This window comes from Frankia sp. Mgl5, assembly GCF_023242985.1.
In the GTDB taxonomy this organism is placed as follows: Bacteria; Actinomycetota; Actinomycetes; order Frankiales; family Frankiaceae; genus Parafrankia; species Parafrankia soli.
Genome location: NZ_JALKFY010000674.1, coordinates 19,543 through 46,069 on the forward strand (window position 1 = coordinate 19,543; position 26,527 = coordinate 46,069).

The 26,527-nt window shown below is 69.6% G+C and carries 23 protein-coding genes, 1 tRNA gene and 2 pseudogenes; 9 read left to right on the forward strand and 17 right to left on the reverse strand.

Going from position 1 to position 26,527, the window contains the following annotated elements; all coding sequences use genetic code 11:
- Window positions 1–192 precede the first annotated feature (192 nt).
- Together MXD62_RS22535 and MXD62_RS22540 are read left to right on the forward strand one after the other, a co-directional pair.
- Window positions 193–447, forward strand: coding sequence for a hypothetical protein (locus MXD62_RS22535; RefSeq protein ID WP_020458932.1), 255 nt, complete (start codon window positions 193–195; stop codon window positions 445–447).
- Between the two features lie 416 nt (window positions 448–863).
- Window positions 864–2,780, forward strand: coding sequence for an ABC transporter ATP-binding protein (locus tag MXD62_RS22540; RefSeq protein ID WP_248831466.1), 1,917 nt, complete (start codon window positions 864–866; stop codon window positions 2,778–2,780).
- 115 nt (window positions 2,781–2,895) lie between these two features.
- Here MXD62_RS22540 and MXD62_RS22545 read toward each other — a convergent pair whose 3' ends face one another.
- On the reverse strand, window positions 2,896–4,545 hold the full coding sequence (locus MXD62_RS22545; protein WP_248831467.1) for an alkaline phosphatase: 1,650 nt from the start codon (window positions 4,543–4,545) through the stop codon (window positions 2,896–2,898).
- 510 nt (window positions 4,546–5,055) lie between these two features.
- Here MXD62_RS22545 and MXD62_RS22550 point away from each other — a divergent pair.
- The gene (locus tag MXD62_RS22550) at window positions 5,056–6,618 is read left to right on the forward strand and encodes an LCP family protein (protein ID WP_248831468.1); all 1,563 of its coding nucleotides are present in this window, start codon (window positions 5,056–5,058) and stop codon (window positions 6,616–6,618) included.
- Window positions 6,619–6,687: 69 nt separating this feature from the next.
- On the opposite strand, the gene MXD62_RS39830 is transcribed toward MXD62_RS22550, so the two are convergent.
- Together MXD62_RS39830 and MXD62_RS22560 are read right to left on the reverse strand one after the other, a co-directional pair.
- Window positions 6,688–7,179, reverse strand: coding sequence for a helix-turn-helix domain-containing protein (locus MXD62_RS39830; RefSeq protein WP_248831469.1), 492 nt, complete (start codon window positions 7,177–7,179; stop codon window positions 6,688–6,690).
- 162 nt (window positions 7,180–7,341) lie between these two features.
- A complete protein-coding gene (locus MXD62_RS22560) occupies window positions 7,342–7,620 on the reverse strand; it encodes a hypothetical protein (protein ID WP_248831470.1) in 279 nt (92 codons plus the stop codon).
- 248 nt (window positions 7,621–7,868) lie between these two features.
- Here MXD62_RS22560 and MXD62_RS22565 point away from each other — a divergent pair.
- Together MXD62_RS22565 and MXD62_RS22570 are read left to right on the forward strand one after the other, a co-directional pair.
- Window positions 7,869–7,941: transfer RNA gene (locus tag MXD62_RS22565), tRNA-Asn, on the forward strand.
- Window positions 7,942–8,134: 193 nt separating this feature from the next.
- Window positions 8,135–8,983 carry a phosphotransferase gene (locus tag MXD62_RS22570; RefSeq protein WP_248831471.1) on the forward strand — a complete coding sequence of 283 codons (849 nt, stop codon included), beginning with the start codon at window positions 8,135–8,137 and terminating at the stop codon, window positions 8,981–8,983.
- 8 nt (window positions 8,984–8,991) lie between these two features.
- On the opposite strand, the gene MXD62_RS22575 is transcribed toward MXD62_RS22570, so the two are convergent.
- From MXD62_RS22575 to MXD62_RS22585, 3 genes and pseudogenes are all read right to left on the reverse strand, one after another.
- Window positions 8,992–9,696, reverse strand: coding sequence for a 2'-5' RNA ligase family protein (locus MXD62_RS22575; RefSeq protein WP_248831472.1), 705 nt, complete (start codon window positions 9,694–9,696; stop codon window positions 8,992–8,994).
- 26 nt (window positions 9,697–9,722) lie between these two features.
- Window positions 9,723–10,007, reverse strand: a complete 285-nt coding sequence (locus MXD62_RS22580; RefSeq protein ID WP_248831473.1) for a hypothetical protein — start codon at window positions 10,005–10,007, stop codon at window positions 9,723–9,725.
- Window positions 10,008–10,161: 154 nt separating this feature from the next.
- A pseudogene (locus MXD62_RS22585) lies at window positions 10,162–10,425 on the reverse strand (ISAzo13 family transposase); the annotation flags it as partial.
- A 1,017-nt stretch (window positions 10,426–11,442) separates the two neighbouring features.
- Between MXD62_RS22585 and MXD62_RS22590 the strand changes: the two are divergent.
- Both MXD62_RS22590 and MXD62_RS22595 read left to right on the forward strand, forming a co-directional pair.
- Window positions 11,443–12,663 carry an ABC transporter substrate-binding protein gene (locus MXD62_RS22590; protein ID WP_248831474.1) on the forward strand — a complete coding sequence of 407 codons (1,221 nt, stop codon included), beginning with the start codon at window positions 11,443–11,445 and terminating at the stop codon, window positions 12,661–12,663.
- A gap of 226 nt (window positions 12,664–12,889) precedes the next feature.
- Window positions 12,890–13,105, forward strand: a pseudogene (locus MXD62_RS22595) (transposase); the annotation flags it as partial.
- A 64-nt stretch (window positions 13,106–13,169) separates the two neighbouring features.
- Here the strand turns inward: MXD62_RS22595 and MXD62_RS22600 are convergent.
- From MXD62_RS22600 to MXD62_RS22615, 4 genes are all read right to left on the reverse strand, one after another.
- Window positions 13,170–14,312: an ISL3 family transposase gene (locus MXD62_RS22600; protein ID WP_248831475.1), complete on the reverse strand. Its 1,143-nt coding sequence runs from the start codon at window positions 14,310–14,312 to the stop codon at window positions 13,170–13,172.
- On the reverse strand, window positions 14,309–14,659 hold the full coding sequence (locus MXD62_RS22605) for a transposase family protein (protein ID WP_308301307.1): 351 nt from the start codon (window positions 14,657–14,659) through the stop codon (window positions 14,309–14,311). The genes MXD62_RS22600 and MXD62_RS22605 overlap by 4 nt, the downstream gene beginning before the upstream one ends.
- 182 nt (window positions 14,660–14,841) lie before the next feature.
- Complete coding sequence (locus MXD62_RS22610; RefSeq protein ID WP_248831477.1) at window positions 14,842–15,204, reverse strand: hypothetical protein; 363 nt, start codon at window positions 15,202–15,204, stop codon at window positions 14,842–14,844.
- 103 nt (window positions 15,205–15,307) lie between these two features.
- Complete coding sequence (locus MXD62_RS22615; protein WP_248831478.1) at window positions 15,308–17,506, reverse strand: MMPL family transporter; 2,199 nt, start codon at window positions 17,504–17,506, stop codon at window positions 15,308–15,310.
- A gap of 306 nt (window positions 17,507–17,812) precedes the next feature.
- Between MXD62_RS22615 and MXD62_RS22620 the strand changes: the two genes are divergently transcribed.
- A complete protein-coding gene (locus MXD62_RS22620) occupies window positions 17,813–18,430 on the forward strand; it encodes a TetR/AcrR family transcriptional regulator (RefSeq protein ID WP_248831479.1) in 618 nt (205 codons plus the stop codon).
- Window positions 18,431–18,725: 295 nt separating this feature from the next.
- Here MXD62_RS22620 and MXD62_RS22625 read toward each other — a convergent pair whose 3' ends face one another.
- The 7 genes from MXD62_RS22625 to MXD62_RS22655 form a co-directional block, all read right to left on the reverse strand.
- Window positions 18,726–19,187 (reverse strand): hypothetical protein, encoded by a 462-nt coding sequence (locus MXD62_RS22625; protein WP_248831480.1) that lies wholly within the window; start codon window positions 19,185–19,187, stop codon window positions 18,726–18,728.
- A gap of 115 nt (window positions 19,188–19,302) precedes the next feature.
- Entirely contained in the window at window positions 19,303–21,924 is a 2,622-nt protein-coding gene (locus tag MXD62_RS22630) for a heavy metal translocating P-type ATPase (RefSeq protein ID WP_248831481.1), read from the reverse strand.
- Window positions 21,925–22,177: 253 nt separating this feature from the next.
- On the reverse strand, window positions 22,178–22,777 hold the full coding sequence (locus tag MXD62_RS22635; RefSeq protein ID WP_248831482.1) for a hypothetical protein: 600 nt from the start codon (window positions 22,775–22,777) through the stop codon (window positions 22,178–22,180).
- Between the two features lie 11 nt (window positions 22,778–22,788).
- Window positions 22,789–23,718, reverse strand: coding sequence for a zinc metalloprotease HtpX (gene htpX, locus MXD62_RS22640; RefSeq protein WP_248831483.1), 930 nt, complete (start codon window positions 23,716–23,718; stop codon window positions 22,789–22,791).
- Between the two features lie 10 nt (window positions 23,719–23,728).
- On the reverse strand, window positions 23,729–24,007 hold the full coding sequence (locus MXD62_RS22645) for a hypothetical protein (protein WP_248831484.1): 279 nt from the start codon (window positions 24,005–24,007) through the stop codon (window positions 23,729–23,731).
- Window positions 24,004–24,783 carry a PspA/IM30 family protein gene (locus MXD62_RS22650; RefSeq protein WP_248831485.1) on the reverse strand — a complete coding sequence of 260 codons (780 nt, stop codon included), beginning with the start codon at window positions 24,781–24,783 and terminating at the stop codon, window positions 24,004–24,006. Before MXD62_RS22650 ends, MXD62_RS22645 begins: the two co-directional genes overlap by 4 nt.
- A gap of 280 nt (window positions 24,784–25,063) precedes the next feature.
- The gene (locus MXD62_RS22655; RefSeq protein WP_248831486.1) at window positions 25,064–25,273 is read right to left on the reverse strand and encodes a DUF2933 domain-containing protein; all 210 of its coding nucleotides are present in this window, start codon (window positions 25,271–25,273) and stop codon (window positions 25,064–25,066) included.
- A gap of 473 nt (window positions 25,274–25,746) precedes the next feature.
- On the opposite strand from MXD62_RS22655, the gene MXD62_RS22660 reads away from it, so the two are divergent.
- Window positions 25,747–26,253 carry an excalibur calcium-binding domain-containing protein gene (locus tag MXD62_RS22660; RefSeq protein WP_248831487.1) on the forward strand — a complete coding sequence of 169 codons (507 nt, stop codon included), beginning with the start codon at window positions 25,747–25,749 and terminating at the stop codon, window positions 26,251–26,253.
- Window positions 26,254–26,527 lie beyond the last annotated feature (274 nt).

Below are 26,527 nucleotides of genomic sequence, written 5' to 3' on the forward strand. Positions count from 1 at the left end.
CCGCTGCGGGATCGCGTTATGGTCCGGCGGGGATCCGTAAACGGGCTGTAATCGATCCGCGGGACGGGTCGCGTCGCCTCGAGGTCCGTTCCGGTGGCCGGTCTGGCAGGCCGCCGGAACAGCTGTTGTGCAGGGTGTTGCCAAGACTTCCTGCTCACGCAACCATCTATCACCGTGACATGTGACGAGGTAATGCAGGTAACTGACCCGATCGAACGTGCGGGGCTTGCCGACGAGCTGATGTGGACGTCACATCCGCAGCGTTCGGCCCTGCGCGCAATCAGGGCCGCCGCCATCAGGCAGGCGCTCGAGGGCGGGTACGCCCCCACCGATCTCGCCAGCCGGATGAAGGTGACGGTCGCCGACGTCGGATGGATGGCGGACCACCCGGTGTCCGTGCTGCCGGCGGCGCCGCGAATGGCCGAGCGGGCGACACGCATCGCCTGAGCTCGCGGTCGGGACCGCGGCGAGGGACGTAGTCCGGTCAACGGCGACCGGGCACACCTTTCGCCGGCCTCCTGGAACCGCCGAATCCAGGGGTGGCTCCCGCAGGCGGATCCGCTTTCTGCCTTTCTGCCTTTCTCCTAGCCAGCTCACTCTTGGCCCTTGGCCCTTGGCCCTTGCTCGTCGCGGAGCAGGGCGACGTCGGCCCGCCTGGCGGCCCCGGTCGCAAAAGCTTGACCTGAAGTCAACTTCAGGTATTAGCGTCCGAGCTGGCTCGTGATCCCCCGGCCGTCCGGCCGAGGAGCCGCGCGCCCCGAACGCCGCCGGCGCGCCCACCTGGACGCGCGGAAAACTGTCGGACCTCCGTGTTTCGATACGTGCGGCCGTACGGACCTCGGCGACGGACAGGTGGTGTTCAGATGAGCATGGAGTTCGCGGCCTGGAACTCGATGTATTCGGCGATGCACGCGCAGGAGGAGCGGCGCCCGTTCTCCCGGGCGACCGTGCGCCGGATCGCGGGATTCGCCCGGCCGCACCGCCGCACCCTGGGCCTGTTCCTGGTGACGAGCATCGCCGGAGCCGTCCTGGCGGTGGCGACGCCGGTGCTGGCCGGCCGGGTCGTCACCGCGATCGTGGACGGCTCCCGCCCCCGCACGGTCATCGTCCTCGCGGCGCTGATCGCGGCGATCGCGGTGGCCGAGGCCGCCCTCGGCGTACTCAACCGCTGGCTGTCCGCCGGCATCGGCGAGGGCCTCATCCTCGACCTGCGTACCGCGGTGTTCGACCACGTCCAGCGGATGCCGATCGCCTTCTTCACCCGCACCCGCACCGGTGCCCTGGTCAGCCGGCTGAACAACGACGTGATCGGCGCCCAGCGCGCCTTCAGCGACACCCTGTCAGGAGTCGTCGGCAACCTCGTCGCGCTCCTGCTCACCCTCGCCGTCATGATCAGTCTGTCCTGGCAGATCACCCTGCTCGCGCTGGTCCTGCTCCCCGTGTTCGTCCTGCCGGCACGGCGGATGGGCTCCCGCCTCGCCCGCCTGGAGCGTGAGGCCGCCCACCACAACGCCGTCATGGGCTCACGGATGACGGAGCGCTTCTCCGCCCCCGGCGCCACCCTGATCAAGCTGTTCGGCCGGCCCGCCGACGAATCCGCCCAGTTCGCCCGCCGAGCCCAGCGGGTGCGCGACATCGGCCTGCGCACCGCCATGGTCCAGTGGGTGTTCGTGACGGCCCTGACCCTCGTGTCCGCCCTCGCACTGGCGCTCGTCTACGGGCTGGGCGGGTACTACGCCCTGCGTGGCGAGCTGGAGCCCGGCGCCGTCGTCGCCCTGGCGCTCCTGCTCACCCGCCTCTACGCGCCGCTGACCTCACTGGCCAGCGCCCGGGTGGAGGTGATGAGCGCCCTGGTCAGCTTCGAGCGGGTGTTCGAGATCCTCGACCTCGAGCCCCTCATCGTGGAGCGCCCCGACGCCCGCGTGCTGCCCGCCGGCCCGGTGTCGGTGGAGTTCGACCACGTGCACTTCGCCTACCCCTCGGCCGACGCCGTGTCACTGGCGTCGCTGGAGGAGGTGGCCGTCCTGGACGAGCGCGAGAACGGTGAGGTGCTGCACGACGTCTCGCTGCGGGCCGAGCCGGGCCAGATGATCGCCCTCGTCGGCTCGTCCGGGGCTGGAAAATCGACGATCGCCCAGCTCATCCCGCGTCTCTACGACGTGGGCTCGGGCGCGATCCGGCTGTCCGGGGTGGACGTCCGCGACCTGACCGCGGACTCGCTGCGCGAGACCATCGGCATGGTCACCCAGGATGACCACCTCTTCCACGACACCGTGCGGGCGAACCTGCTGCTGGCCAGGCCCGAGGCCACCGAGGCCGAGCTGTGGGACGTGCTGGGCCGGGCCAGGCTGGCGGACCTGGTGACCCGGCTTCCCGACGGGCTGGACACCGTGGTGGGGGAGCGGGGCTACCGCCTCTCCGGCGGGGAGCGCCAGCGCCTCACGATCGCCCGCCTGCTGCTGGCCCGCCCCCGGGTGGTGATCCTGGACGAGGCCACCGCGCACCTGGACTCCACGTCCGAGGCGGCCGTGCAGGAGGCGCTCGGCGAGGCGCTGGCCGGCCGGACAGCGCTGGTGATCGCGCACCGGCTCTCCACCGTGCGGTCGGCCGACGTCATCCTCGTCATCGAGGCCGGCCGGATCGTCGAGCGCGGCAGCCACCCCGAGCTCATCGCGGCGGGCGGTCGTTACGCCGAGCTGTACCGGACCCAGTTCGAGCAGCGGGACCCCGCCGCGGAGGTGCCGCTTCAGCCTGCGCCTGCGCTCGCCGGCGCCGAGTAGGCCCGGTGGCGGCGAGCGAGGCGGCGGTTGGCGCGGCAGCGTGCCAGCCATGGCGAGCGCGGCGGTCAGCACCATGGCGGGCGCGGTGGGTACGGCTGCGCCCGCCACGGCGTGGTCAGCCGGCTGGCAGCGCCTTCGACCACAGGACGCCGCCGGCCGCGTCACGCAGCTCGACGGTCAGCGCGCGGGAGCCGCCGTCGATCGCGAGGCGGCCGAAGAACTGCAGCCCGGCGGAGGGAGGGAGGTTCGACTGGCCGGGCGGAGGCGTCCGGGCGAAGACCTGCTCGGGACCGAAGGTGGGATCGAGCGCGTTGGGGCCGAACGTGCCCGCGTTCAGCGGCCCCGCCACGAACTCCCAGAACGGGTCGAAGTCCTTGGTGGCCGCCCGGTCGGGGTGATAGCTCAGCGCCGCGGTGTAGTGCACGTCCGCGGTGATCCATACGGTGTTGCGCACCCGGTTGCGCCGGATCGCCGAGAGGACCTGCCCGATCTCGACCTCACGACCCAGCGGCACCCCGGGCGAGCCCTGCGCCACTCCCTCGATGGCGGTGGTGCCGTCCGGGACGACGATGCCGAGCGGCAGGTCGTTCGCGATCACCTTCCAGGTCGCCCTGCTCCTGGTCAGACCGTCGATGAGCCAGTCCCGCTGCCGGGTGCCGAGGATCGCCGCGCCGGCCGGATCCGTCTGCCCCACCCCGTTGTTGTTCTTGTAACTGCGCATGTCCAGGACGAACACGTCCAGCAGCGGGCCGTAGGAGATCTTGCGGTACAGCCGGCCCGCCGGGTCCGGCCGGCCCGGCAGTGTGGGGGTGTACTCGAACAGAGCCTGCCGCGACCGGGCGGACAGGACGTCCACGCGCTTCTCGGTGTACCGGTCGTCGGTGAGGATCTCGCCCGGATACCAGTTGTTCGTGGTCTCGTGGTCATCCCATTGGAACACCCAGGGAACCTCGCGGTTGAACGCGAGCAGGTTCGCGTCCATGAAGTTGTAGCGGAAGTTCCCGCGGAACTCGGCGAGGGTCTCGGCGACCTTGCGCTTCTCGTCGGTGACCAGGTTGTGCCACACACTGCCGTCGGGTAGTGCGACCGTCTCGGCCAGCGGCCCGTCGGCGTAGACGAAGTCACCCGAGCAGATGGCGAAGTCCGGCGACAGCCGGCGCATCGTCTCGAAGATCGTCATTCCGCCGCGGTCTGGGTTGATTCCCCAGCCCTGGCCGCAGACATCACCAGACCACACCAAAGACACGTCCCGGGGGCGGACCGGCGCGGTCCGCAGACGTCCGACCAGGGTCTCGCCGACGCGGCGCGGATCATCCGCCGCCGCCAGCCGCACCCGGTAGAAGACCTCGCTGCCGGGCGGGAGCCCGTTCACGGCGACGACCCCGGTGCGGTCCGTGGCATCAGTGAGACGCGTGACGCCCACCGTCCGTGCCGACCGGAACGACTCGCTGCCTGACACCTCCACGGTCATCAGCGCCGGGCGGTCCGAGCGGGCCCAGATCACGGCGCCGCTGGTGTCGACATCGCCCGCCTGCACCCCGGAGGTGAACGCCGGGCGCCCGCCCAGCACCTGCCCGCCGGCGGCGACCGTCGGCGTGCCGGTCGCGGCGCCGGCCCGCCCGGCCCCGCTCCCCAGCCCGACGACGCCGGCCGTCGCCACGACGGCACCGCCGCGCAGCAGCGCCCGGCGTCCCACCCCGGCCGGCCCGTGCCCCGCCGGACCGTTCTCGAGGGGTGACGTGGATCGGTGGTCAGGTGCGGTCATGAGCGTCCTTCTTCCTCCGGCCGCACCGCCGCCGCGCGCTCCGACGGTCGCCCCCGTGGCCGCCGTCCCGCGCGGCGGCTCCGGCGCGGCGTCAGCGCGGTGGCCCCCAGTGGGGAGAAGCCTGGCAATCACGGCGAGCCGGCGACCGACTCCCCGCCGACGCTCCGCGTACGGCGCGATGAACGTTGCGGAACGCGATGAACATCGCGCAGAGGGATGAGCGCTGCGGATCGGGCGGGCCAGTCAGAGCCCGGCAGCCGGCCAGCCGGCTGCTGAGGCCCCGATCCCGGCTGGTGAGGTTCAGAACCCGGCTGGTGAGGTTCAGAACCCGGCCGCGGGCGGCGCGGAACAGCCCCGGCGGCGATCTGGCCCGGTCAGAGGGTGTCTCCGCGTGGGCGCTCCTGACCAGCGCGGACGGGACCACCGGGTGGTCCCGTCCGCGAGTGCATAGCCTATGATTTCCGCCCCAAGCGCTGTTTTCCGTGTGGTGCGCCGGAAGGAGACCCTGGATTGGGCGGGCGACCGGGTGTGCCACGGGATCCAGAACGACGATCCAGAACGCTCCCGTTCGACCTGCGCGCCGGAGGCCGGCCGCGCCGCAGCGCGTCCTCACAGCTCTCCCGGGTGCTCCTCGGTTTCCTTTCCGTCCTGGTCTTCTCGATCACTGCGGGTGGCTGGGCCGTCTACACCTACGCCAACGGCCGCATCGGGCAGGTCAACCTCGACCTCGGTGACGACCGGCCCGAAGAGTCCGAGGGCGCCACCAACTTCCTGCTCGTCGGCACGGACAGCCGTGCGGGCCTCGAAGGGCAGCGCTCCGATACCACGATCCTCGCCCACTTCGGTGAGGACGAGACCGTGACCATGCTGTCCATCCCGCGCGACACCTACGTCACGATCCCCGAGTACACCGACACCGACGGGCGCAAGCACGCCCGACACAAGGCCAAGTTCAACTCCGCGATCTCCGACGGCGGCCCGTCGCTGCTGGTCCGCACGATCGAGTCGCTGACCAACATGCGCATCGACCACTACGTCTCGATGGACCTGGCAGGCTTCAAGTCGATCACCGACGCGATCGGCGGCGTGGACGTCTGTGTCCTGCCCTCGGACCACAAGGAGTACGTCGCCGAGAACGGCCGGACGAGCCGCAACACCAACGATCCGATGAGCGGCTTCGTCGGCGGCCCCGGGACGATCCACGTCGGCGGCGAGCAGGCCCTGGCGTTCGTCCGGCAGCGGCACGGCCTGCCCGGCGGCGACATGGACCGCATCCGCCGTCAGCAGCAGTTCATGGGCGCGGTGTTCCACAAGGTCGTCGGCGGCGGGGTCCTGACGAACCCCAGCCAGCTCGAGCAGCTCCTGTCCACGGCCACCGGCGCGCTCACCCTGGACGACAACACTGATCTCCTGGACCTGCGGAAGCTCGCGACCAGGCTGAAAGGCATCGCCTCGGGCGGGGTCGGCATGCAGACCCTGCCGACCCATCCGCCCACCCGGGCCGAGGGCGCGGTGAACGACCGCGGCGAGATCCTCGTCGGCGGGCAGCGGGTGTCCGTCCAGTTCTACAATCCGGCTGATCTGGAGCGCATCGTCGCCCCGCTGGGCGGCTCCACAGGTTCGGCCCCGGGCGTCGGCGGCGGAGCCGACGCCACCGAGGTCGCCGTCCAGGTCTTCAACGGCAGCGGGATCGCCGGCCTGGCCGCCGACGCCGTCGACGAGCTGACCGCCAAGGGCTTCCGGGCGACCAACGCCGGCAACGCCTCCACCCGCAACTACGTGACCTCCCGGGTCCGCTTCGGCACCGGCCTGGACGCCGCCGCGGCCACCCTGCAGACCCTCGTCCCGGGGGCACGACTCGAGAGCGACCCCGGCATCGACGGGCTGCAGCTGATCCTCGGATCGTCCTTCGACGGCATCGCCGACGTCCCGGTCACGCCGCCCGCGGCCGCTCCGGCCGCCGGCGGCGCTGAGACCGCCGCCGCCGGCACGGCGGCAGCCGGAACCGCCCCCGGTGCGCCCGCGCCCCCCGCCGCGGCCACCCCACCCCCCGCGCCGAACTGCACCTACTGACCGTGGGATGTCCACCCGACCGCGGGACGTCGTAGTCGGCCCGGGGGCTGACCGGGGTGCCGGGCGGGGTCAGTCGGAATCCGGTTCGTCCGTCGCGTGGCTGGCGGAGCCCTTCGGTACTCGTTGGCGCGGACTGAGCGCGTCCCAGCCGTGGGCCCAGGCGGACAGCGGCTCCAGAACGCCCAACAGCCGACGTCCATGGCTGGTCAGGCGGTACTCGCCGACCTCGTCGACCTCGACCAGGCCGGCTTCGCGCAGCTCGCGCATCCGCTGCGAGAGCTGGGACTCCGGCGCGCCGACCCGTCCGGCGAGAGACCGGAAGGAGGACGAACCGCCGCGAAGGCTCCAGAAGGCGGCCAGCGCGTACCGGCGTCCCAGCAGTTCCAGGATGGCGGCGAGCTCCTCCGGCACACCGGCCGCAGCCTGCCCGGAGCCGGAGCCGGAGCCGGAGCCGGAGCCAGGCCCGGACCCGGCACCTGACCCCGGCGTGGCACCGCCGGCATGCGTGGACGTCCGCCGGCCGCCGGGGCCGCGTCGCCCCCGGTCAGCGCGCGCGGACACCGGTGTGGCCGACGGCGGCCGGGCGGACCCGTGCCGAGCGCTCGCCAGCGGGACGGACCCGGACGGCCTGCAGCCAGACCGCCCGGAACCGGCGTTTCCTGGAGTGGTCCCCCAAGTGGGGCAGGGCCGGCACCGCGGTGTGGTGGGAGATGCTGCTCGTCGTCAGCGCGAGTGCACCCCCACACCGTTGGAGCTGTGCGCTCCCAGGGACGCGGCGAAGGTGGTGCCGTCGCTGTCCTGGGCGCTGCCCAGCACGGTGCGGACCCGCTGGGCGAGGGCCCCGGCCTGGGCGGAGACCACCCCGGCGACGCTCTGGACCTCCGGGCGTTCCCTGACCTCGCGTGCCTGGCGCATGATCGCGTCGTAGTGGCCACGCCCCGCACGGGCACCGAGGACGTACCCGATGCCGAGGGCAACGACCACACTGGGCCTGATGCGCATGGTTCCTCCCGGGGCAGGGGCCGGGCGTTCGCGGCTGACACCGCGCTTGCTCCGGCTTGTCACAGGCTTGTTTACTACCCCACCGACAGCCGTGCCGGAACCTCAGGTAGGCTGACGACGTCAGGCACGATCCGTCGCCGCCACCCGCCCGGTTCGGGCGGCTAGATCCAGGCGGCACGGCGGCCAGGCCGCGGAGCATCTGGTCGCTCGGCGGAACCTGGGCGGTTCGGGCCTGACGGAAATGACGGTCCCGCGTAGCTCAATTGGCAGAGCAGCCGGCTGTTAACCGGCAGGTTAGAGGTTCGAGTCCTCTCGCGGGAGCACGTTCGCCCAGGTCAGGGGCTATTTCCGCAAGATCCTGAAGATCTTGAAGTAAAGATCACCCCAACTTTACCCCCATGATTTTTTGTACCGCCCAACGTGACCTGCCGGTGCCCGCGCCGTGGACAGATTCGACCGCGGACGCAGCCGAGCCGAGGCCGACGTGATGGATGTACCCCTTCCGGGCGGTTGGGTGAACACTGTCGCCCGCAGCGGCGACACGGTGCGCAGACCCCAGCCGCAGCGCGCCGAGTTCGTGCACGAGCTGCTTGCCTTCCTGGCGCGGCGTGGCTGGGGTGGCGCGCCGCGGTTCCTCGGTACCGACGAGCACGGCCGGGAGATCCTCAGCTTCCTGCCCGGGCATGTCGCCTGGGAGCCCGTGCAGCCTGCCGCCGTCACGTCTGATGAGAGCCTCGTCGGGGTCGCCGAGCTGGTTCGCGGGTTTCACGATCTGACCGCGGGCACGCCACTGGCCGCCAGCAGCGAGGTCGTCTGTCACAACGACCTGGCGCCGAAGAACACCGTCTACCGCGACCTCGGCGATGGACTACGCCCTGTCGCCTTCCTTGACTGGGATCTGACCGCCCCCGGGGAGCGGATCCATGACGTCGCGCACGTCTGCTGGCAGTTCCTCGGCCTCGGCCCCGCGGTGACCGATACGGACGAGGTGGCGCGGAGGATCGGGCTGATCCGTGACGCCTACGGACTGCACCGGCGTGCGCCACTGATCGAGACGATCCTGTGGTGGCAGGACCGCTGTTGGCGTGGCATTCAGGCAGGAGCGCTGGCGGGTGACCCGGCGGCGGTGCGCCTACGCGACGCCGGCGCCATTGAGGACGTCCGTGCCGCCTACCAATGGGTGGTCGACAACCGCGGCCGACTCGGCGACCAGAGTGGATCTTTCAGGGGTGAACGGTCCTGTACGGATCAATCGGGCAGGCCCATGGCCGGCGCCGCAGACCCTAGCAGCGGTGGGGAGGGGCTTGGAGTCACCCCAGAGCCCGATTCCAGGTGTTCGTCCGGACCCCCGCTAGGCTGCTAGAGCCCAGGTCAGGGCCGGTACTCGTTGCTGGAGGTGCTGCTAGGTCTAGCGGACCGGGTGCTAGATCCAGCAGGCGCTGGCAGGTGCACGCGGGCCACGGTGTCCCACCGGTACGCGCGTTCCTCGCGGCGTAGTTCGACCAGCGCGACGGTGCCGACCGTGACCCGGACGGGTGGAAGTTCCCGGAGGTCTCTGACGGCCGTGATGATCGGATGGGCGTCGGTCGGGCTGTTGCAGTAGGCGATGCCGACGTGGGGCCGGAACCCGTGCGGCTTGACCACCACCGCGGCGGGCCCGAGTACGGCTGTGGTCGCCTCGATGAGCCTGTCCCGGACGGCGACCACCGGTGCCCAGGGCAGGACGCTGAAGCGGACGGCACCGGACGACCCCGCCAGTGGCCCCACGGCCAACGAGAACGGCTCGACACCGGCCAGCCGTGCACATGTCTGCTCCACGGCCCTGTCAACGTCAGCCCGGCCGATCTGGTCGGTGAAGGCGAGACGTTGGAGCGTCAGATGCAGCCCGTCAGGCGGTACCGGGTCGAGGACGGGCAGGCGCAGCCGCCGCTGGCACCGGTCGGCAAGGGCGTGCAGCTCGGTGGCGTCCTCGAAGGTCAGCATCCAGTGGTAGGAGCGGCGTCCGGGCGTCCAGCCGGGCCGGTCCCAGTGGTTGTCGAGCCGTTCGAGACTGGCGAAGCGGTGCCAGTCGTCCATGATCGGGTCAGTGGTGGGTGACGCGGTCACCGGCGCGCGGGAACGGGGATGGCGAGTGCGCGGGACGCTTCCGCGAGTTCGGTGACCGGGCCGGTCTGTTGCCATGGCCTGGCACGGGCGACCAGCTCATTGCTGCGACGTCGGATGGACTCGATCGGGTTGCCGGCCGTGGTGGTCAGCGCCTCGATCCCCAGTGCGGCGGCCTGCTCCGGGTCGGGAGCGTCGGACAGGAGCAGTACGGTCGCCAGGTCGAGGCGGACGAGACAACGGCTCCACATCGACGGGGACCGGTCGGCTACCTGCACGGCCATGTCCGCATACTCTCGCACCCTGGCTGTCTCGCCCAGGGAGACGTATGCGGTCGCGGCGTTCGCGGCGACACGAGCCGTGCTGTAGGGCCCAAAGGAGATGCAGGGTGACATCCCGTCAGGCACTGGACGGTTGTTGGCCAGGTCGAACGCTTCGCTCCGGGTCCTTCTCCCACAGCGCTTTGTGACCCGCACCCGGCGCGCGCACCCGACCCGTCGGGACCGCGCCGGACTCCAGCTCGGCCACGCCTCGCGAGACTGTGCCCTCCGAGACCCCGGCCGCCCGGGCCACCAGATGGATCCCGCCATGTCCGAACGCCCGCGCGTCCGCTCCCAGCACCAGCCGGCGTTGCCGCTCGTCCAGGTGCGGCACCAACAACGCGAACTTCTCCGCGAGCACCGCCTCGTCAACCTGCTCCACACGCCGGAGCGTCCCACGATCTTCCACGTAGATCAAAGACCGGAGTTATTTTCCGGCAGCTCCTTGGGCGTGGAGCGAGGTGGAAGTATCATCTCGGGCGTTCAAAAACAATGATCATCCGGTGCCTGGCAGGTGTGGCCTGAGGGCGGGATGCCCTCGCCCGTTACTACGCGAGTCCCGCTGCGCTGGCGCGGACGGTGACCTCGTGGCGCGCACCGCCGACGCTGCGGGCGGCCGTTCACCGCTCGTCAGGCGTGGAGGGCCCTGTCCGCAGAATCTCCTGCGGACAGGGCCATCGATGGCTGTCGGCTGGAGGCGAGGCCAGCGGTGAAGTGTGCGACGCGGTCGCGCTCAAAGCGGAATTCGATGCTCGCGGCGATGATGTCGATGCCGGCGCGGGGCCTGCGGTTTTCGGGAGTGTCCGACTACCGGCTCTGTTCCACTTTCAGTGGTGACTCAGAGTCAACGGTTGGCGAGGCCCGGCGTGTCTAGGTCTGTCCGAGGACGCGGGTCTCCAGAGTCGTCGCCTCTACGGCGACCCGCGCCCGAACTCGATCACGATCTGCTCCGGATCTGACGGGATTGATCCTCCGTCGTCACCGTTGCTACCGCCGTTAACACATGGTCACCACCGGAAGTGGAACAGAGCCGGTAGCCGGACACTCCCGCGGGCGGGGCACGACCGGTGTGCCAGCAGCTGGGTGGCCCAGCGGAAAAGGGTCGTGACCGCTCCCCGGCCGGCCGAGCTTGCGCCAGCGGAGAAGCCGGGGCAGCGAACGGTGCGCCGGCGGCGCGGGAAATGCGCCCGGCGGAGGACCAGCGGTGTCGGCTCCCGATTCCACGCTGCGGCTCGCCCGAAGAACGGAACTCGGTAGATATACTGTCCGGGCTCGTCCTGTTTAGATCGAAGATCTACTTGAAGGAAGGTTTGCATGGCGGCGGGCCCTGGAGTGGCCCAGTCGGCTTGGCGCATCGCCGACCCCACCATCAGCCTCTTTATTTTCTGTGGAGAAACAGATGTTCCTGGGTAGATTATCGCCAAGGTTACTGGGGGGCGCGGCGGCCGCGATTCTTGCGGTTGCCGTGACCGGCTGTTCCGCGTCGGGAGACGGCGGCAGGGCGGCGGCCGCCGCCTGTAACAGCCCCGGCGTCACCGCCGACCAGATAAAGCTTGGCCTCGTGGTCACCGACTCGGGTACCGGCAGCGCCGCGTTCGACTCGGCCCGCTCCGGCGTTGACGCCAGGATCGGGTTGGCCAATCAGGAAGGCGGCATACATGGCCGCCGGATCGTCTACGAGTGGCGTGACGACGCGAACTCCCCGCCGCAGAACGCCAACGTCACCACGAACCTCGTCCAGCACGACTCGGTCTTCGGCCTGGTGACGGCCACCGCCGCGATCGGGGACTCGTTGGACGGCCTTGCCGCGCAGAACGTCCCCGTTGTCGGCTTCGCTCAGCCGGACTGGGGTAAATACCAGAACTTCTTCACCTATCTGTACGCGGCGTCACCCGACACCATCGGCCGCTACATCCAGGCCAGCGGTGGCACAAAGGTCGCCTTCGTGACCACGGGGGCGTCGGCCTTCACCTTGCAGGTCATGGCGCGATACCAGACCGCCTTTCAAGCGATCGGTCTCGGTACGACCGACGCGATCTCCTACGCGAGCAGCACAGACAGCCCGGCCCGGGTGGTCCAGCAGATATCGGCAGCCGGCGCCGACTCCATGATCGGTTTCACGACCTCGGCGGACTTCGCCGCGATCGCGCAGGCCGCCCGCGCGGCGCACCTGGACCTCTCCAGCAGTGTCGCGCTCACCGGGTACGACCACAGCCTGCTGGCCACGCTGGGCCCGGCGCTCTCCGGTGTCTCGTTCCCCGTCTACTTCCGGCCCTTCGAGGCCGGGGGCGCGGCCATCGACCGCTACCGCGCCGCGATGACCCGCTTCGCGCCGGAGACGTTCGTCCCCGAACAGCAGTTCGCCATGCACGCCTACATCTACACTGACATGTTCCTTCGCGGCCTCGAACTGGCCGGTTCCTGCCCCACCCGCGAGGGATTCATCAGCGCGCTACGGAAGGTCTCCGACTACGACGCGGGCGGCCTGATCGCGCCGATAGACTTCGGTAACAACGCCAGTCAGCCGCTCAACTGCTACGCCTTCGTCAAGATCAACCCGGCCGGAAACGCGTTCCAGGTCGTCCACGAACGCCTCTGCGCCGACGGCACGGGCACCTAAGCGTGTCGTTCAACCTGCCTGCCAGCCGTCCCGGCGGGGCAGGTCTCTCCCACGGGCGGTGCAGATCATAGGCCAGTGGTCGAGCGAGGCGGCGAGTGGCGTCCACTGGCGTGGTGTACGGGGTGTGATCGTCTAACGACTCGCCAGCGTGACGCTCCGTGACGTTGGGCGGCCATCGTGTGATCTTTTTCGAGTACCGCGAAGAACTCGACGAGGAGGAAACGTGATGGCCGGTCGTTCGACTGTGACCGACGCCGAGGGGTTCGGTAAGGAACTGCTCGCGGCGGGTCCGGATCTGCTGGGGTCGATGGTGAAGGTGTTCGCGGAGGCGCCGATGGGCGCCGAGGCGGATGATCTGTGTAATGCCGAGTACGGGGAGGTATCTCTGGAACGAGTCAATCGCCGGAATGGCTACCGGATTCGGGAGCGGGACACCCGCGCCGTGGCTCCGGTAGCGAGTTCTGGATCTGTCCCTGATCTTGTGATCGAAGTGGACCCGGGCACCGTCAGGTCGCGAGGAGATCTCGTTTGCGGAGCAGGTCGAAGTTCGCCCTGCCATACATCTGCCGTTTGATCATTTTGATGCGGTTCACGGCTCCTTCGACCTGTCCAGAGCTGTGTGGCAGGGTCAACCCGCTGAGGACGGCGTCGTGGTCGCGCAGGAGGCCGCCGGTGAAGCGGTGGAGTTCAGGCAGATCATCGACGGCGGCGATCCAGCTGTTGAGTCGCTCGCCGTGGCGGCCGGTGAGCATCTGCGCGAACGCGGTGACATGACCGGCGGTCTTCTGGAGGTCCTGGCAGCGGGTGAGGACCTCCTGCAACGCGAGGGTGTCCTGTTCATCCAGGCGCTCGGGGTGGGTGAGGATCCACCGGGTGACGGTACGAACCTTCGGCGCCGGCCGCGCTGCGGGTGCGGCGGCGCTGCCGCCGGCGCGTAATGGGCGCAGATAGGCCAAGACGACGGCCTTGCTCCCGGTGTAGCCCTGGTCGCGGATCTCCCGGAACAGCTGGCTGCCGTTGGTGATCCCGGCGTTGACCCGCTCGTTGAGGTAGGGCTCCCACCGCTGGAGAATCGAACCGCGGCCGTCGCGGGCCTTGGCTAGGACGTCGTCGACACTGGCCGCGCGGTAGTACTTGCGGACCGTTCCCCGGGCCAGGCCGAGTCGCGCGGCGATCGGTTTGATGCCCACGCCTGCGGCTTTCAGTTCCTGGACGGCGGCGTACCGCTCGCGGGCATGCCGCACGAACGCCCGCTGCTCGAAGTACGCGTCCCGCGCTGTGGCCACCGCGCCGTCAAGGTCCGCCTGCGGCTCGTCCGCAGCCTCGTCGGTAGCCGGCGGTTGCGCCAGGCAGGAACGGTGCCGGGCGACCGTCGTCTCGACGTATCCGGCGAGATTGCTCCACAGATGGAAGCGGTCCGCCACCTGCACCGCGTCCGGGGCACCGGTGCGGGCGCCATCGGCATAGGCACCGGCCCGATCCCGGCAGATCACCTGCGCGCCGGGATGCTCGCCCAGCCAGCCGGCGAACGTCGCCGCTTCCCGATCGGGCAACAGGTCCACCGGCCGGCGACTGTCGAGATCGATCAGGACCGTCCTGTAGACCCGACCCCGGCGCAGCGCGAAGTCATCCACCCCGAGGACCGTCACCGCCCCGATCTGAGGGTCGGGTAGAGCCCGGACCCGGCGCAGCAGCGTGTTCCGACCGGGGCGGGAAGCCCCATCCTGTCCGCGAGGCGTGCTCCGGCTCTGCCCGCCAACGCCAACCCGATCGCCTCGATCATCCGATCAGCGAGCGAGGTGAACCGGGCATGCGGACTCGTCAGACCCACGACCTGCTCCGCGAACGTCACCCGCGGACAGCCCGCCGTCAGGCAGCGGAACCGCCGAACCAGTAGATCGATCTCGACATGAGCACCCGCGATCGCCGCATCGACCAGCCGGCGGCGATACCGCCCGTGCACCCGCTCCGAGACCACCCCGCACCCGGGGCACACGCCAGCGGCTCCTCGAACATGGGCCCGTAACCGCAGCCGATCACCGGCCCGGTCAACCCGATCGACAATGAGACCCGCCAGGTGCGGAAGGAGAACCCCAAGGTCAGAGAGGCACCCGACACATGATCACAGAAGGCCGATCGTGGTCAGCGAGCTACCCCGGGGCCAGTCTGACCACAAGATCAGGGACAGATCCCGAGTTCTGGCCCCATCTTCCGCCGGGATCCGGTCATCGCAACACCTTTCGGGACTGGTGTTGCAACCACCGTTAGAACCCAAGTCGGAAGGTGGGGCCAGAGGAAACGCTCATAGCCAGTAGGCGATAGCGCAATGGGCCGGCTCCCGATGGTGACCCGGTGGGCATCCTCGTCGACGCTTAGCTCACCGCATATCAGTACGGACGTTTCCGCGTCCGCACCGCGGCGGCGCAGGATCGCCCGGGTCCGGGCGACCAACTCCTCGATCTCGATCACCTCGAAGTCCGCCAGCCGCAGCGCCATGGCGACGACGTACGAGACGTTCTCCTCGTCTTCGACCACCACCACACGAGTGTGCGCCATTCAGAAGACCCCGATGTGTTCCGCGATCAGGGTCCGGTTGGTGCGGAAGACGGGGAATATATCCGGCCGCCGTCGGCGGGTGGCGCGTTTAGGCAGGTGCGCGTTCGTGGGTGGTGTCGAGGGGGTCCTGTCCATCGTCGAGGAGGTGGCGTAGTTTCTCGCCTTCGACGTCGAGGTTGGGCAGGATCCGGTCGAGCCAGCGGGGTAGCCACCAGGCTGCACGGCCGAGCAGGGCCATCACCGCCGGGACGATGGTCATGCGCACGACCACCGCGTCGAAGAGCACGGCGACGCCGAGAGCGAAGCCGATGGACTTGACGATCGATTCGGGCGACAGGATGAACCCGGCGAAGACGCTGATCATGATGAAGGCCGCGGCGGTGACGACCCGGGCCCCGTGACCGAAACCGGTGATCATGGCCTGGCGCGGGGTGCTGCCGTGCGAGTATTCCTCGCGCATCCGCGTGACGAGGAAGACCTGGTAGTCCATGGCGAGACCGAACACGATGCCGACCAGGACGATGGGCAGAAGGCTGATGATCGGCCCGGTCTGCTTGATGCCGAAGACGTCGGCGAGCCAGCCCCACTGGAACACCGCCACGACCGCGCCGAATGTGGCCGCGATGCTGAGCAGGAAGCCGAGGGTGGCTGTCACCGGCACGAGCAGGGACCGGAACACCAGCAGGAGCAGGACGAACGCCAGGCCGACCACGACGATCAGATAGGGCACGAGAGCGTCGCCGAGCTTCTTGGAGACGTCGATGTTGATGGCGGTCAGACCGGTGACACCGATGCTGGCGCCAGGCACCGTGCCGTCGATCTTCCGGATGGAGTGGACCAGTTCCTCGGTCGCGGTGGCGCTCGGTTCGCTTGTCGGGATGACGGTCAGCAGCGCCGTGTCGGCCGCCGGGTTGATGACCGCCGGGGTGACCGTGGCGACGTCACGCAGGCCATGGATCGCCTGTGTCACCTGGTCCGCCGCCGTCTGCGCCGACCCGGCACCCGCGTCGACGGTGACGGTCAGCGGCGCGTTGAAGCCAGGACCGAACGCGCCGGCCAGCAGGTCGTAGGCCTTGCGTTGGGTGGTGTCGGGTGCGGCGGCGCCGTCATCAGGCATGCCAAGTCGCAGGTCCAGGGCTGGGATCGCGATGACACCAAGTGTGATGACTCCGATGAGCAGCGCCATGACCGGGCGGCGGGCGATCGCCCCGGCCCGCCTCGCGCCGATGTTGGGCCCCGGCGTGGCACGGTCCGCCTCCAGGTCGCGGGCGTGCAGCCCACGAGGGTGCCGGGAGATACGCCGGCCGGCGAAGCCCAGCAGCGCCGGCAGCAGGGTCAGCGCGATGACTACGGCGACGGCCACGGTGAACGCGGCGGCCAACCCCATCTGGGTGATGAACGGAATGCCCGCGACCACCAGCGCCGCGAGCGCGATCACGACGGTCAGGCCGGCGAACACCACCGCGGAACCAGCGGTGCCGACCGCCAGGCCGGCTGCCTCTTCCCGGTCACGGCCGGCGGCGAGCTCGTGCCGATACCGGGAGACGATGAACAGCGCGTAGTCGATACCCACCGCCAGGCCGATCATCAGGGCGAGTGTCGGCGTGGTCGACGACAGGTTCACGAACCCGCTCATGGTGCTGATCGCGCCGATGCCGATGGCGATGCCGAGGATCGCGGTCAGCAGCGGCAGGCCGGCCGCCACCAGCGAGCCGAACGTGATGAACAGGACTACGGCGGCGACCGCGATCCCGACGACTTCGCCCGCGCCCTGCTCCGGCTTGACCCGCACCGCATCGCCGCCGACCTCGACGGTCAGGCCCTGGGCGCGGGCCTCGTCCACGACGGCGGTGAGCGCGTCGCGGGCCTGCTCGGTCAGGTCCGCCGACGGCACCTGATAGGTCGTGCTCGCAAAGGCCACGGTGCCGGCGCTGTTGACCGCCCCGGACTGGAACGGGTCGGTGACCGAGGCGACCTGCGGCACCTCCTTCAACTGCGCGATCGCTTGCTCGACCTCCGCCCGCACGGCACTGAGTTGCTGACCATCCGGCGCGGCGAACACGACCCGCGCCGTGGCGCCATCGGCGGAGGCCTGCGGGAACCGCTCGTTGAGGAGGTCGATTGCCTCCTGCGACGGCGTACCCGGGATGCGGAACGTGTCGGAGGTCGACCCGGACAGGGTGGCGGCGCCGGCCAGCGCGGCGGCGAGGACCGCCACCCACACAGCGGTGACCAGCCACCGCCGGCGGAACGCGAACCGGCCAAGCCGATAGAGGAACGAGGCCATGTGGGGGCTCCTGTTCGAAGGTGCACGGGATCGCCCGACCACAGGCGGCCGACGGCCACGGGCGTGGCGACTGGGTCCCGCTGGTTCCAGCGGTGCCGAGCGACACCCGAGACGCTAGCCGTCCAGCAAGTGAAATGCTAGCTGATCGTAAAGTACGTCACTTGTCGAACGGCCAGGATCTTGCTTTACGAACGACATGTTGATGCCCTAGTATCGGCGAGTCGAGCGCTAGCTGGCCGGCAGGTTGCTAGCTTGTCAACCGGCAAGCTAGTCTGTGAGTCCGTAAGGATTCAGCGAGGAGTAACCGTGACCCCCGCCGCACTGAACGCACCCGGTGGGACCGACACCCGAGGGCGGATCATCGACACGGCGGTCCGCCTGTTCACCAGGCACAGCTTCGCGGGCACCTCGCTGCAGATGATCGCGGATGAACTGGGCGTCACCAAGGCGGCCCTCTACTATCACTTCCACACCCGCGAGGAGCTACTCACCGCGGTGGTCGAGCCGGTGCTCGGACCATTGCGCACCATCATCGAGGCCGCCGAGGCGCAACGTACCCCCCACGCCCGCGCGGAGCACCTGCTCACCGGCTACGCCGCCCTCGCCGTGCGCAACCGCGCCGTGATCTCCGTGTTGGCCGCCGACCCCGGCGTGACCGACGTGCTGCTCACCGAGCGCGACTTCGGCGACCTGATCAGCCGCCAGGTCCGACTTCTCGCAGATGTCGACCGCGGCCCCAGCGGGCAGATCAAGGCCGCCCTCGTACTGGGCGGAATCGCCGTCGCGGTCGCACCGAGACTGATTGACCTGGACGACGATGTCCTGCTCCAGCACCTCGTCGAGGCGGGCCGCCGCACGCTGGGACTACGCACGCCACGGCGGGCCACCCACAACGCGGCCCTCAGCCAGGCCGGACCTCCATGAAAGCTCGAGACTGGACTCCCACCGAGCCCGCGCTTATGAGTACCTGGCATCCGCATCCACCTGCGATCGAGCGGATCTCCTGACTCTGGCGCACATTCGGTGGTGACTGGCAGTCGATTCCTGTCATGAACTGTCATTCACGGCGGGATCGTCTGGCAACACAGGCATTCGGAGCCTCGCCCCCGGGGCCAAGGACGCAACTACGGGGGTGCCTTGTCCGCAAACAGGCGGGTTGACGACAAGTAGCCGGCCCGCTCGTCAGTGTCGTGCTTCTGCTGGCGAGCGGGCGCCGGCTTCAGTCGGCAACATCAGGTGCCGTCTGACGGTGGAGTGTCGCGATGATCGCGGCGTAGGCGAGCTCGGCTGTCGTCTGCCACTGCTGCCCCACGTCTGTCATGACGGCGGCGGTGAAGTGCGGACTGAGACGGGCACCGACCGCGGCGACGAGCGGGTCGGGCGGGTTGCCGTCGTGACCGGCGGCATGCCAAACCGTGCTCGCGATGCGCGCCATCGCATTGCGGCGCTCCAGCCTGCGCCGCTGTTCCGCCGCGGCGAGGTCTGGCGGCAGGTCGGAGCGTGACGTGAGCTCCCAGTAGCCCGGTCCGAACGACGCGTTCATCCGGTGCGCGGCCTCGCACGTCGCGCAGAGCCACCGCCTCAGATCGCCGTCGTAGGCGGGAAGCTGCTCACCGTAGTGCTCCATGGCGGCTGCGAACGCGGCGGCGATCAGCTGCTCACGGCTGTCGTCCTGCGTCAAAAGCCAGCATCTGGCGGCCTCAGCGTGGGTGGGGTGCGCGGCTTATGTCGTGGTTGGCAGTGAACGTGTCGAGTCAGTGCGCGGCGTAGAGGCGCGGGATTTTCCATGGTCCGTTTTAGGTGTGTGGGCTGTTCGGGTCGATGCGCATGCCGCAGACGGGGTCCGTGAACGGTTCGGCTGAAGTGGTGTGTTCGGCGTGCGTAGCGGGTCCGACGGTCGTTCCTGTCTCGACGGTGGGTTCGGTCGGTGTCGGGGTCGCCGTGGTGTCGGGTCGTGGTGGGGTGAAGTGACGTAGTCGGTTGGCGTTGGTGACGACGGAGAGGGAGGACAGCGCCATGGCGGCGGCGGCGAGGACGGGGCTGAGCCGGATCTCGAAGAAGGGGTAGAGCACCCCGGCCGCGATCGGGATGCCGACGATGTTGTAGACGAAGGCGAGGAAGAGGTTCTGGCGGATGTTGCGCATCGTCGCCCGGGACAGCCGGATGGCGGTGACCAGGCCGGTGAGTGAGCCGGAGACGAGGGTGATGTCGCTGGCCTCGATCGCGACGTCGGCGCCGGTGCCGATGGCGCAGCCGACGTCGGCCTGGGCGAGGGCGGGGGCGTCGTTGATGCCGTCGCCGACCATGGCGACTCTGCGGTGCTCGCCCTGCAGCCGCTGTACTTCGCGGGCCTTGTGCTCGGGGAGGACCTCGGCGAGTGCCCGGTCGATGCCGACCTGGCGGGCGATGGCGGCGGCGGTCCGCCGCCCGTCACCTGTGATCATGATGACGTCGAGGCCGAGCCGGCGGAGTTCGGCGATCGCCTGGATGGAGTCGGGTTTGATGGCGTCGGCCACGCCGATCACACCGGCCGGGTGCCCGTCGACGGCCACGACCATGGCCGTCTTGCCGTCTGCGGACAGCCGGATCGGGTCGGCTTCGAACGAGGTTGGGTCGATGCCTGCGTCGGTGAGCAGGCCCGGGTTGCCGATGAGGACCTCGTGGCCGTCGACGGTCGCGCGGATACCTTTACCGGTGACCGAGTCGAAGCCGGTCGGTTCGGTGACGGGGATGCCACGGGTGGTCGCGCCGGCGACGATGGCTGCGGCGAGCGGGTGTTCGGATGCGTTTTCGGCGGTGGCGACGAGGTGTAGCAGGCGGGTCTCGTCCATACCGGCGGCGGGCAGGACGTCGGTGAGCGTTGGGTGCCCCTGGGTGATGGTGCCGGTCTTGTCCAGGACGATGGTGTCGAGTTCGTGCGCGGTCTCCAGGGCTTCGGCGGAGCGGATCAGGATGCCCTGGCTGGCGCCCTTGCCGGTGGCGACCATGATGGACAGCGGTGTGGCGAGTCCGAGTGCGCAGGGACAGGCGATGATCAGGACGGCGACCGCCGAGACGAGCGCAAGGGTAAGGGCCGGCTGCGGTCCGGCGAGCAGCCAGACGACGAACGTCCAGATCGCGATGACGACGACCGCGGGCACGAAGTAGCCGGAGATCAGGTCTGCCAGCCGCTGGATCGGCGCCCTGGATGCCTGTGCCTGCTGCACGAGGCGGATGATCTGGGCGAGCATGGTGTCGCGGCCGACCTTGGTGGCCCGGAACCGGAATGCCCCGGTCTGGTTGATCGTCGCGCCGATCACCGTGTCGCCGGTCTGCTTGGTGACCGGCATAGGCTCACCGGTGACCATGGACTCGTCCACGGTGGATCGCCCGTCGACGACCTCGCCGTCGACCGGGATCTTCTCCCCGGGACGGACCAGAACGGTGTCACCGGGCAGCACGTCCTCGATCGGGACGTCGATCTGCGCACCGTCGCGGAGCAGGCGGGCGGTGCGGGCCTGCAGGCCGATCAGACTGCGGATGGCCTGGCCGGTGCCGGCCTTCGCCCGTGTTTCCAGCAGCCGGCCGAGCAGGATGAGCGTGAGGATGACGCCGACCGCTTCGAAGTACACATCGCGGACATCGGCTGGGAAGAGGCCGGGCGCGACGGTGACCAGCGTGCTGTAGCCGAACGCAGCCGTGGTACCAAGCGTGATCAGGCTGTTCATGTCGGCGCCGCGGTGGCGCAGCGCGAGCCAGCCGGTGCGGTGGATCGGCCAGCCCGTGTAGGCCATGACCGGGGCGATCAACGCCAGTTGCAGCCACCGGTTCATCAGCGCCTCGGGTACCCAGGTCGCGTGGAACAGGTCAGCGGCCATCACGGCGACGACGACCGGGAGGCTCAGCACCGCGCCGACAACGACGCGCCGGGTCAGGTCCCTGATCTCAGTCTGGCGAGCAGCGGCTTCGGCGTCGAGGTCGGCGGGCTCCGGAGCCACGGTCTGCCCGCGGTGCGGTTCGGTCGTCGCGCCGACCCGGGTTGTCTCGCCGCCAGCGGGAGAGCCGCCAGCGCTGTCGGGTCCGACGAGCAGCGTGCCGTGCACCATGTTCATCCCGCAGGCGAACCCGAAACGACCGGGCCGGTCGGGTGTCAGCTCGACCGTGGTGGTCGCGTACGCGGGCAGAGCCGCGTTGATGCCGAAGTCGGGGAACACGACGTGAGAGGTGCAGTCCCCGCCTTCGCGCCGGTCGAAGGTCAGTTGCAGGGGGATGCCGGGACGGGCGTGGATGAGGTTCGGGGAGTAGCCGCCCGCCACGACGACCGTCGCCCGCTGCACGCCGTGATGCAGCTCGGTGCGCTGCACGTGCTTCGGGCCGAAGAAGAACCAGACGAGGAACCCCGTCAGGGCCAGTGCCGCGAGGACGACGGTGGGAATCATGTCCGCTCACTTCCCTGCCAGGGGTGAGGTGCTGGTGGTGGCTGTCGTGGTCGACGGTGCGCCGCTCACCCACGGAGGAGCCCCAACTCCTCGTTCTCGACCTACCCCAGCATCGGCCTCGCTACCCGGGTGGGGTACCTGCCGAGTCTTGACCGCGTCCGGATGAACGTCACCGCCGGCACGGTCGACACGGCACCTCGGCACCGCCCCGGCCCCTGACAACACGGGGGCAGGCACGCCCAGGGGCCTCTGGTCAGCCCTGGGTGGGTGTTTGCGGGTTGTCCTGTTCGTCGAGTCCGGGAGCTCCCCAGACCGGGAACCAACGGGACAGGTCGGGCTCGATCGGCAGGTCGCCAGCCAGGACGGCCCTGACTTCCAGCTCGGTCGGATTGTCGCGACGCTGGTCGCCCAGCGGGGCGAACGGGTACCAACTGCCTCGCTTGTAGAGGTAGATCAGTCCCAGCGGTCGGGTGCCGTCGGAGAACGCGACGACCGTGCACAGCAACGCGGGGCCGAAGCCGGCGTCGGTCAGGGCCGAGTTGACCGCGTGCAGGTCGGTGACCAGCCCGGCGAGGTCGTCGTCCGAGGTCCGTCGGACCAGCCAGACGTAGCCGAAGGCGTCGGTCCGGCGTTCGTACCTGGCGCCGTCCAGGGCGAGCAGGCGATCGATCTCCTGCTGCAGGCCGGCGAACGAGCCCCCCTCCGCCGGCTTGATACAGACCGACCCGACGCCGGTGGGCCGCCACGGCGAGGACACCTGCAGGGTGACGGCCGCGGCGGGCAGGGCGAACAGCCGGTCGAGGTTCGGTGGTACCGGTCGGGACCGGCCCAGCAGAACGTCCAGGATCCGCATCTGCCGGCCCTCTACCGGGCTTCGCCGAGTTCGGCAGACAGCCGGGCGAGCTGCGTCAACCGGGTGTCGAGCGGTGGATGGGTGGAGAACAGCGAGGACAGGCTGAACCCCCCGGCCGCCGCCGGGGCGAAGAAGAAGGCGTTGAACGGCTCGGCGGCGCGCAGGTCCCGGCTCGGGATGCGCGACATCTCTCCAGTGATCTTGACCAGTGCCGAGGCCAGCGTCGACGGCCGTCCGGTGAGCATTGCTCCCGAGCGGTCCGCGGCGAGCTCCCGGTAGCGGGAGAGCGCCCTGGTCAGGAGGAAGGACAGCACATAGACCACGGTCGAGGCGAGCACGACGACGAGCACGACGAGCGCGCCGTTGTCCTCGTCGTCGTCCCGGGAGCGGCCGAACCCGCCGAACATGCCGGAGTAGAGACCGAACCTGGTGATCAGACCTGCGAGTACCCCGAGGAACGAGGCCACGGTCATGACGGCCACGTCCCGGTGCGCGACGTGGGACAGCTCGTGGGACAGCACCCCCTCGAGTTCGTCGGTGTCCAGCCGCCGCAGCAGCCCGGTCGTGACGCAGACCACGGCCCGCCGCGGGCTCCGGCCGGTGGCGAAGGCGTTGGGCACATCCACGTCCGCGACCGCCACCGCCGGCTTGGGCGCGCCGGACAGCGCGCACAGCCGATCGATGACGCCGTGCAGCTGCGGTGCCTGCTCCGGCGTCACCACCCGGCCGCCCATCGCGTACAGCGCGATGCGGTCGGAGAACCAGTATTGGGTGAACAGCAGGCCCCCGGCGATCACGATGACCAGGACCGTTGACACACCGAGCGAGATCAGGACGGCGACGAAGGCAACGTAGAGAAGTCCGAGCAGGAAGACGGTCACCAGCATCCGGGCCGTCAGTCCGTGGTCGGCGGAGAACCGCCGCGGCGCGTTCACAGTCATGGCTGCCTTCTCAGCCCGGGACCAGGCCCTCGTCGCCGAGCAGCCCGCGGACCTCGGCGAGCGTCGCATCGGCTGGCGGGAGGACCAGGTCGGAGGGTGCGAGCCAGTCCGCCGGCGGCGTTGACCCGACTTCGCGGACGTGGCCGAGCAAGGCGCGGGCGGCGGCGCGGAAACCCGTCTCGTCGCCGGCTTCGATTGCCGTCACCAACCGTTCGTCCAGGACGTTCAGCGCGTCCAGCTCGCTGTCGGGGACGTCGAACTGCCCCTCACCCAGGATGCGCACGATCATGACTGTCCCTCCGGTCGCGTCCCCGGCCGTGAGCCGCCCGGTTGGGCGCTCCCGATCGCTCGCGGTCGGCTCCCGGCCGGCAGCGCACCTTTGATCGCGGCCAGCTCCCGCTCCACATCGGAAGACGCCGACAGCCGGTCCAGCTCGGCCTGGATGTCGTCCCGCGGACCGCCCGCGGTCGCATCATCCAGCGCTCCGGAGGCGAGCAGCTCGTCGATCGCACCCGCTCGGGCCTGCATCTGCTGAGTCTTGTCCTCGGCCCGCTGGACCGCCAGCCCGACGTCACCCATCTCCTCGGAGACGCCGGCGACCGCCTCGCCGATCTTCGTCTGTGCCTCGGCCGCGGTGTACGTCGCCTTGATCGTTTCCTTGCGGGTCCGGAACGCCTCGACCTTGGCCTGCAGCCGCTGCGCCGCGAGCGTGAGCCGTTCTTCCTCTGCCTGCAGGGACGCATGCTGCTGCTCGAGCTCCTGGACCTGCCCGGTGACTCCGGCACGACGGCTCAGGGCCTCCCGGGCCAGGTCGTCCCGGCCTGCGGCTACTGCCTGCCGGGCCTGCTCCGACAGCCTGTCCGCGGACCCCCGCAGCTGCTGAACCTGCAACTCCAACCGCTTGCGGCTGGTGGCGACGTCGGCAACGCCGCGGCGGACCTGCTGCAACAGTTCGAGCTGGCGCTGATAGGAGTAGTCGAGGACCTCGCGTGGGTCCTCGGCACGGTCCAACATCTTGCTGGCCTTGGTCCTGAACACCAGTGCCAGCCGTCGGCTGAGGCTCATCTGCGCCTTCCCTCCTGGAAACTCGGGAACCCCGGCCTCCGGCCGTGCGAGAGATCTACCCTCGGCAATCGTCTGCCGCCGAAGACTTGACCCTGGTCATGTCGACTCCTCCTCCTGACGGCATCGGCAGGCCATCCGCCGCCGCCCACGGGCCGTCGAGCAGGACACGGACCGAGTCGTACCCGGGCAGCGCCCGTGCCTACCCCGGCGGCTGATCGAGCAGCGGAGCTGGATACCTTCCGGGTGGCAGGGCGGTCGCCGTCACCTCGAGCTCCGTTTGTCACCGAGGGGTGGGAGGGCGTTGTTCGCCGTCTCGGTGGCGATGATTTTCCACCGTGTCGTCCATATGGCGCATCATGAAGAGCATCATCAGCGGGCAGCCGGCCACAAGTAGGAGCGCCAACAGCGCCGTAGTCGGCACTCCGACGACAACCACAACAGCAATGACGATCGCTGCGGCCAGTGCGTATACCGGCATGTTCTTCCTCACCGGTCCTCCTCCGCGTCCGTCCTATGTCAGTCTTTCCCCGCATGCTCCGGGGGAGCAGAGAACTTGGCGTCGCGGCGGAGGGGTCGATGCGCAGGACGGCGGGGGCCGAAGGACCTACCACGGTTCCCGTAGGAACGGGTATAGGTGTGGCGACGAGTGCATTTCGGGCAGGCCGCTGTGGCTGCGCAGGCGGCGGCACTTGGCCGGACCGGCTGGGCTGCAGCAGCGGCGGGCCCGGGGGTGTCTACCGGCCAGGCTGGCTGTTTCGGGTCGGCCACTGGCGGTCGCTGATCTCGCCCGACCTTCCTCGCCGTGGTCCGAGCAGCGCTGGTTGATCACGAACGGCCCAGGTATTCAGGAAACGGCTGCTCACACCTTCCGAGTGAAGCGTGGTCCGTGGTCGGCGGTCATGCCCCACCTCCTGTTACGTTCCCCTCGAGTTACATAGCGTCACTATCGGATCGGGGGGATCTGTGAAGCTGTTCACTCGGCTCATGGCGACCGGTGTCGCCTGCGCCGGCTCACTCATGGTGATCGGAACCGTTCCCGTGGCAGCTGCGAACATCAACTGTTCCGACTTCACGACTCAGCCGGAAGCCCAGGCCTGGCTCCTCGCGCATGACCCCGCGAGGGCTCTCGAAGATCTCGACCGGGACAGCGACGGCAAGGCCTGCGAGGACCTGCCCCCAGGCCCGATGACACCGTCCACGTCCAGCCTGAAACCGTCCTCCACGACGCCGTCGACACCCGTCCCACCGTCTATGGCCGGCCCGATGCACCATGATCCGATGCATTGCCTGCAGATGCGCCACGATCCGATGCGTTGCGGGCAGATGCCTGTCGGTGGCGTGCAGGCCGGCGGCGGTGGAACGGCGCGGGGCGAAGAAGCGGAGATGGTCCCGATCGCACTGGGACTCGGGGGCGTCGCGCTGCTCGGTGGTGGTGTCGCCCTCCGCCAACGCCGCAGGGGCCACCGGTAGGCGGCACAGGTCGCGGTGGTGCGGAGAGAACGGCCGATCTTGACCACAGATCTTCCGGTGAGTGGGCCGCCTTGGCGACCCGCCAAAGCTTCTCCTAAGGCCGGACGCAGGCTCTCGGACGGGAAGACTTGCGGTCAAGATCCGCTGGTGGTGTCCGGATGGAACTGTGCCCTCCGATTTCCTGGACTTCGCGATCTTTTTGATCTCTCGGCGTTCGGCAGTGTGAATGTCCGCGGCCGCCTCAGCGGCGGGCTGTCGCCCGCGGCGAAGCGTT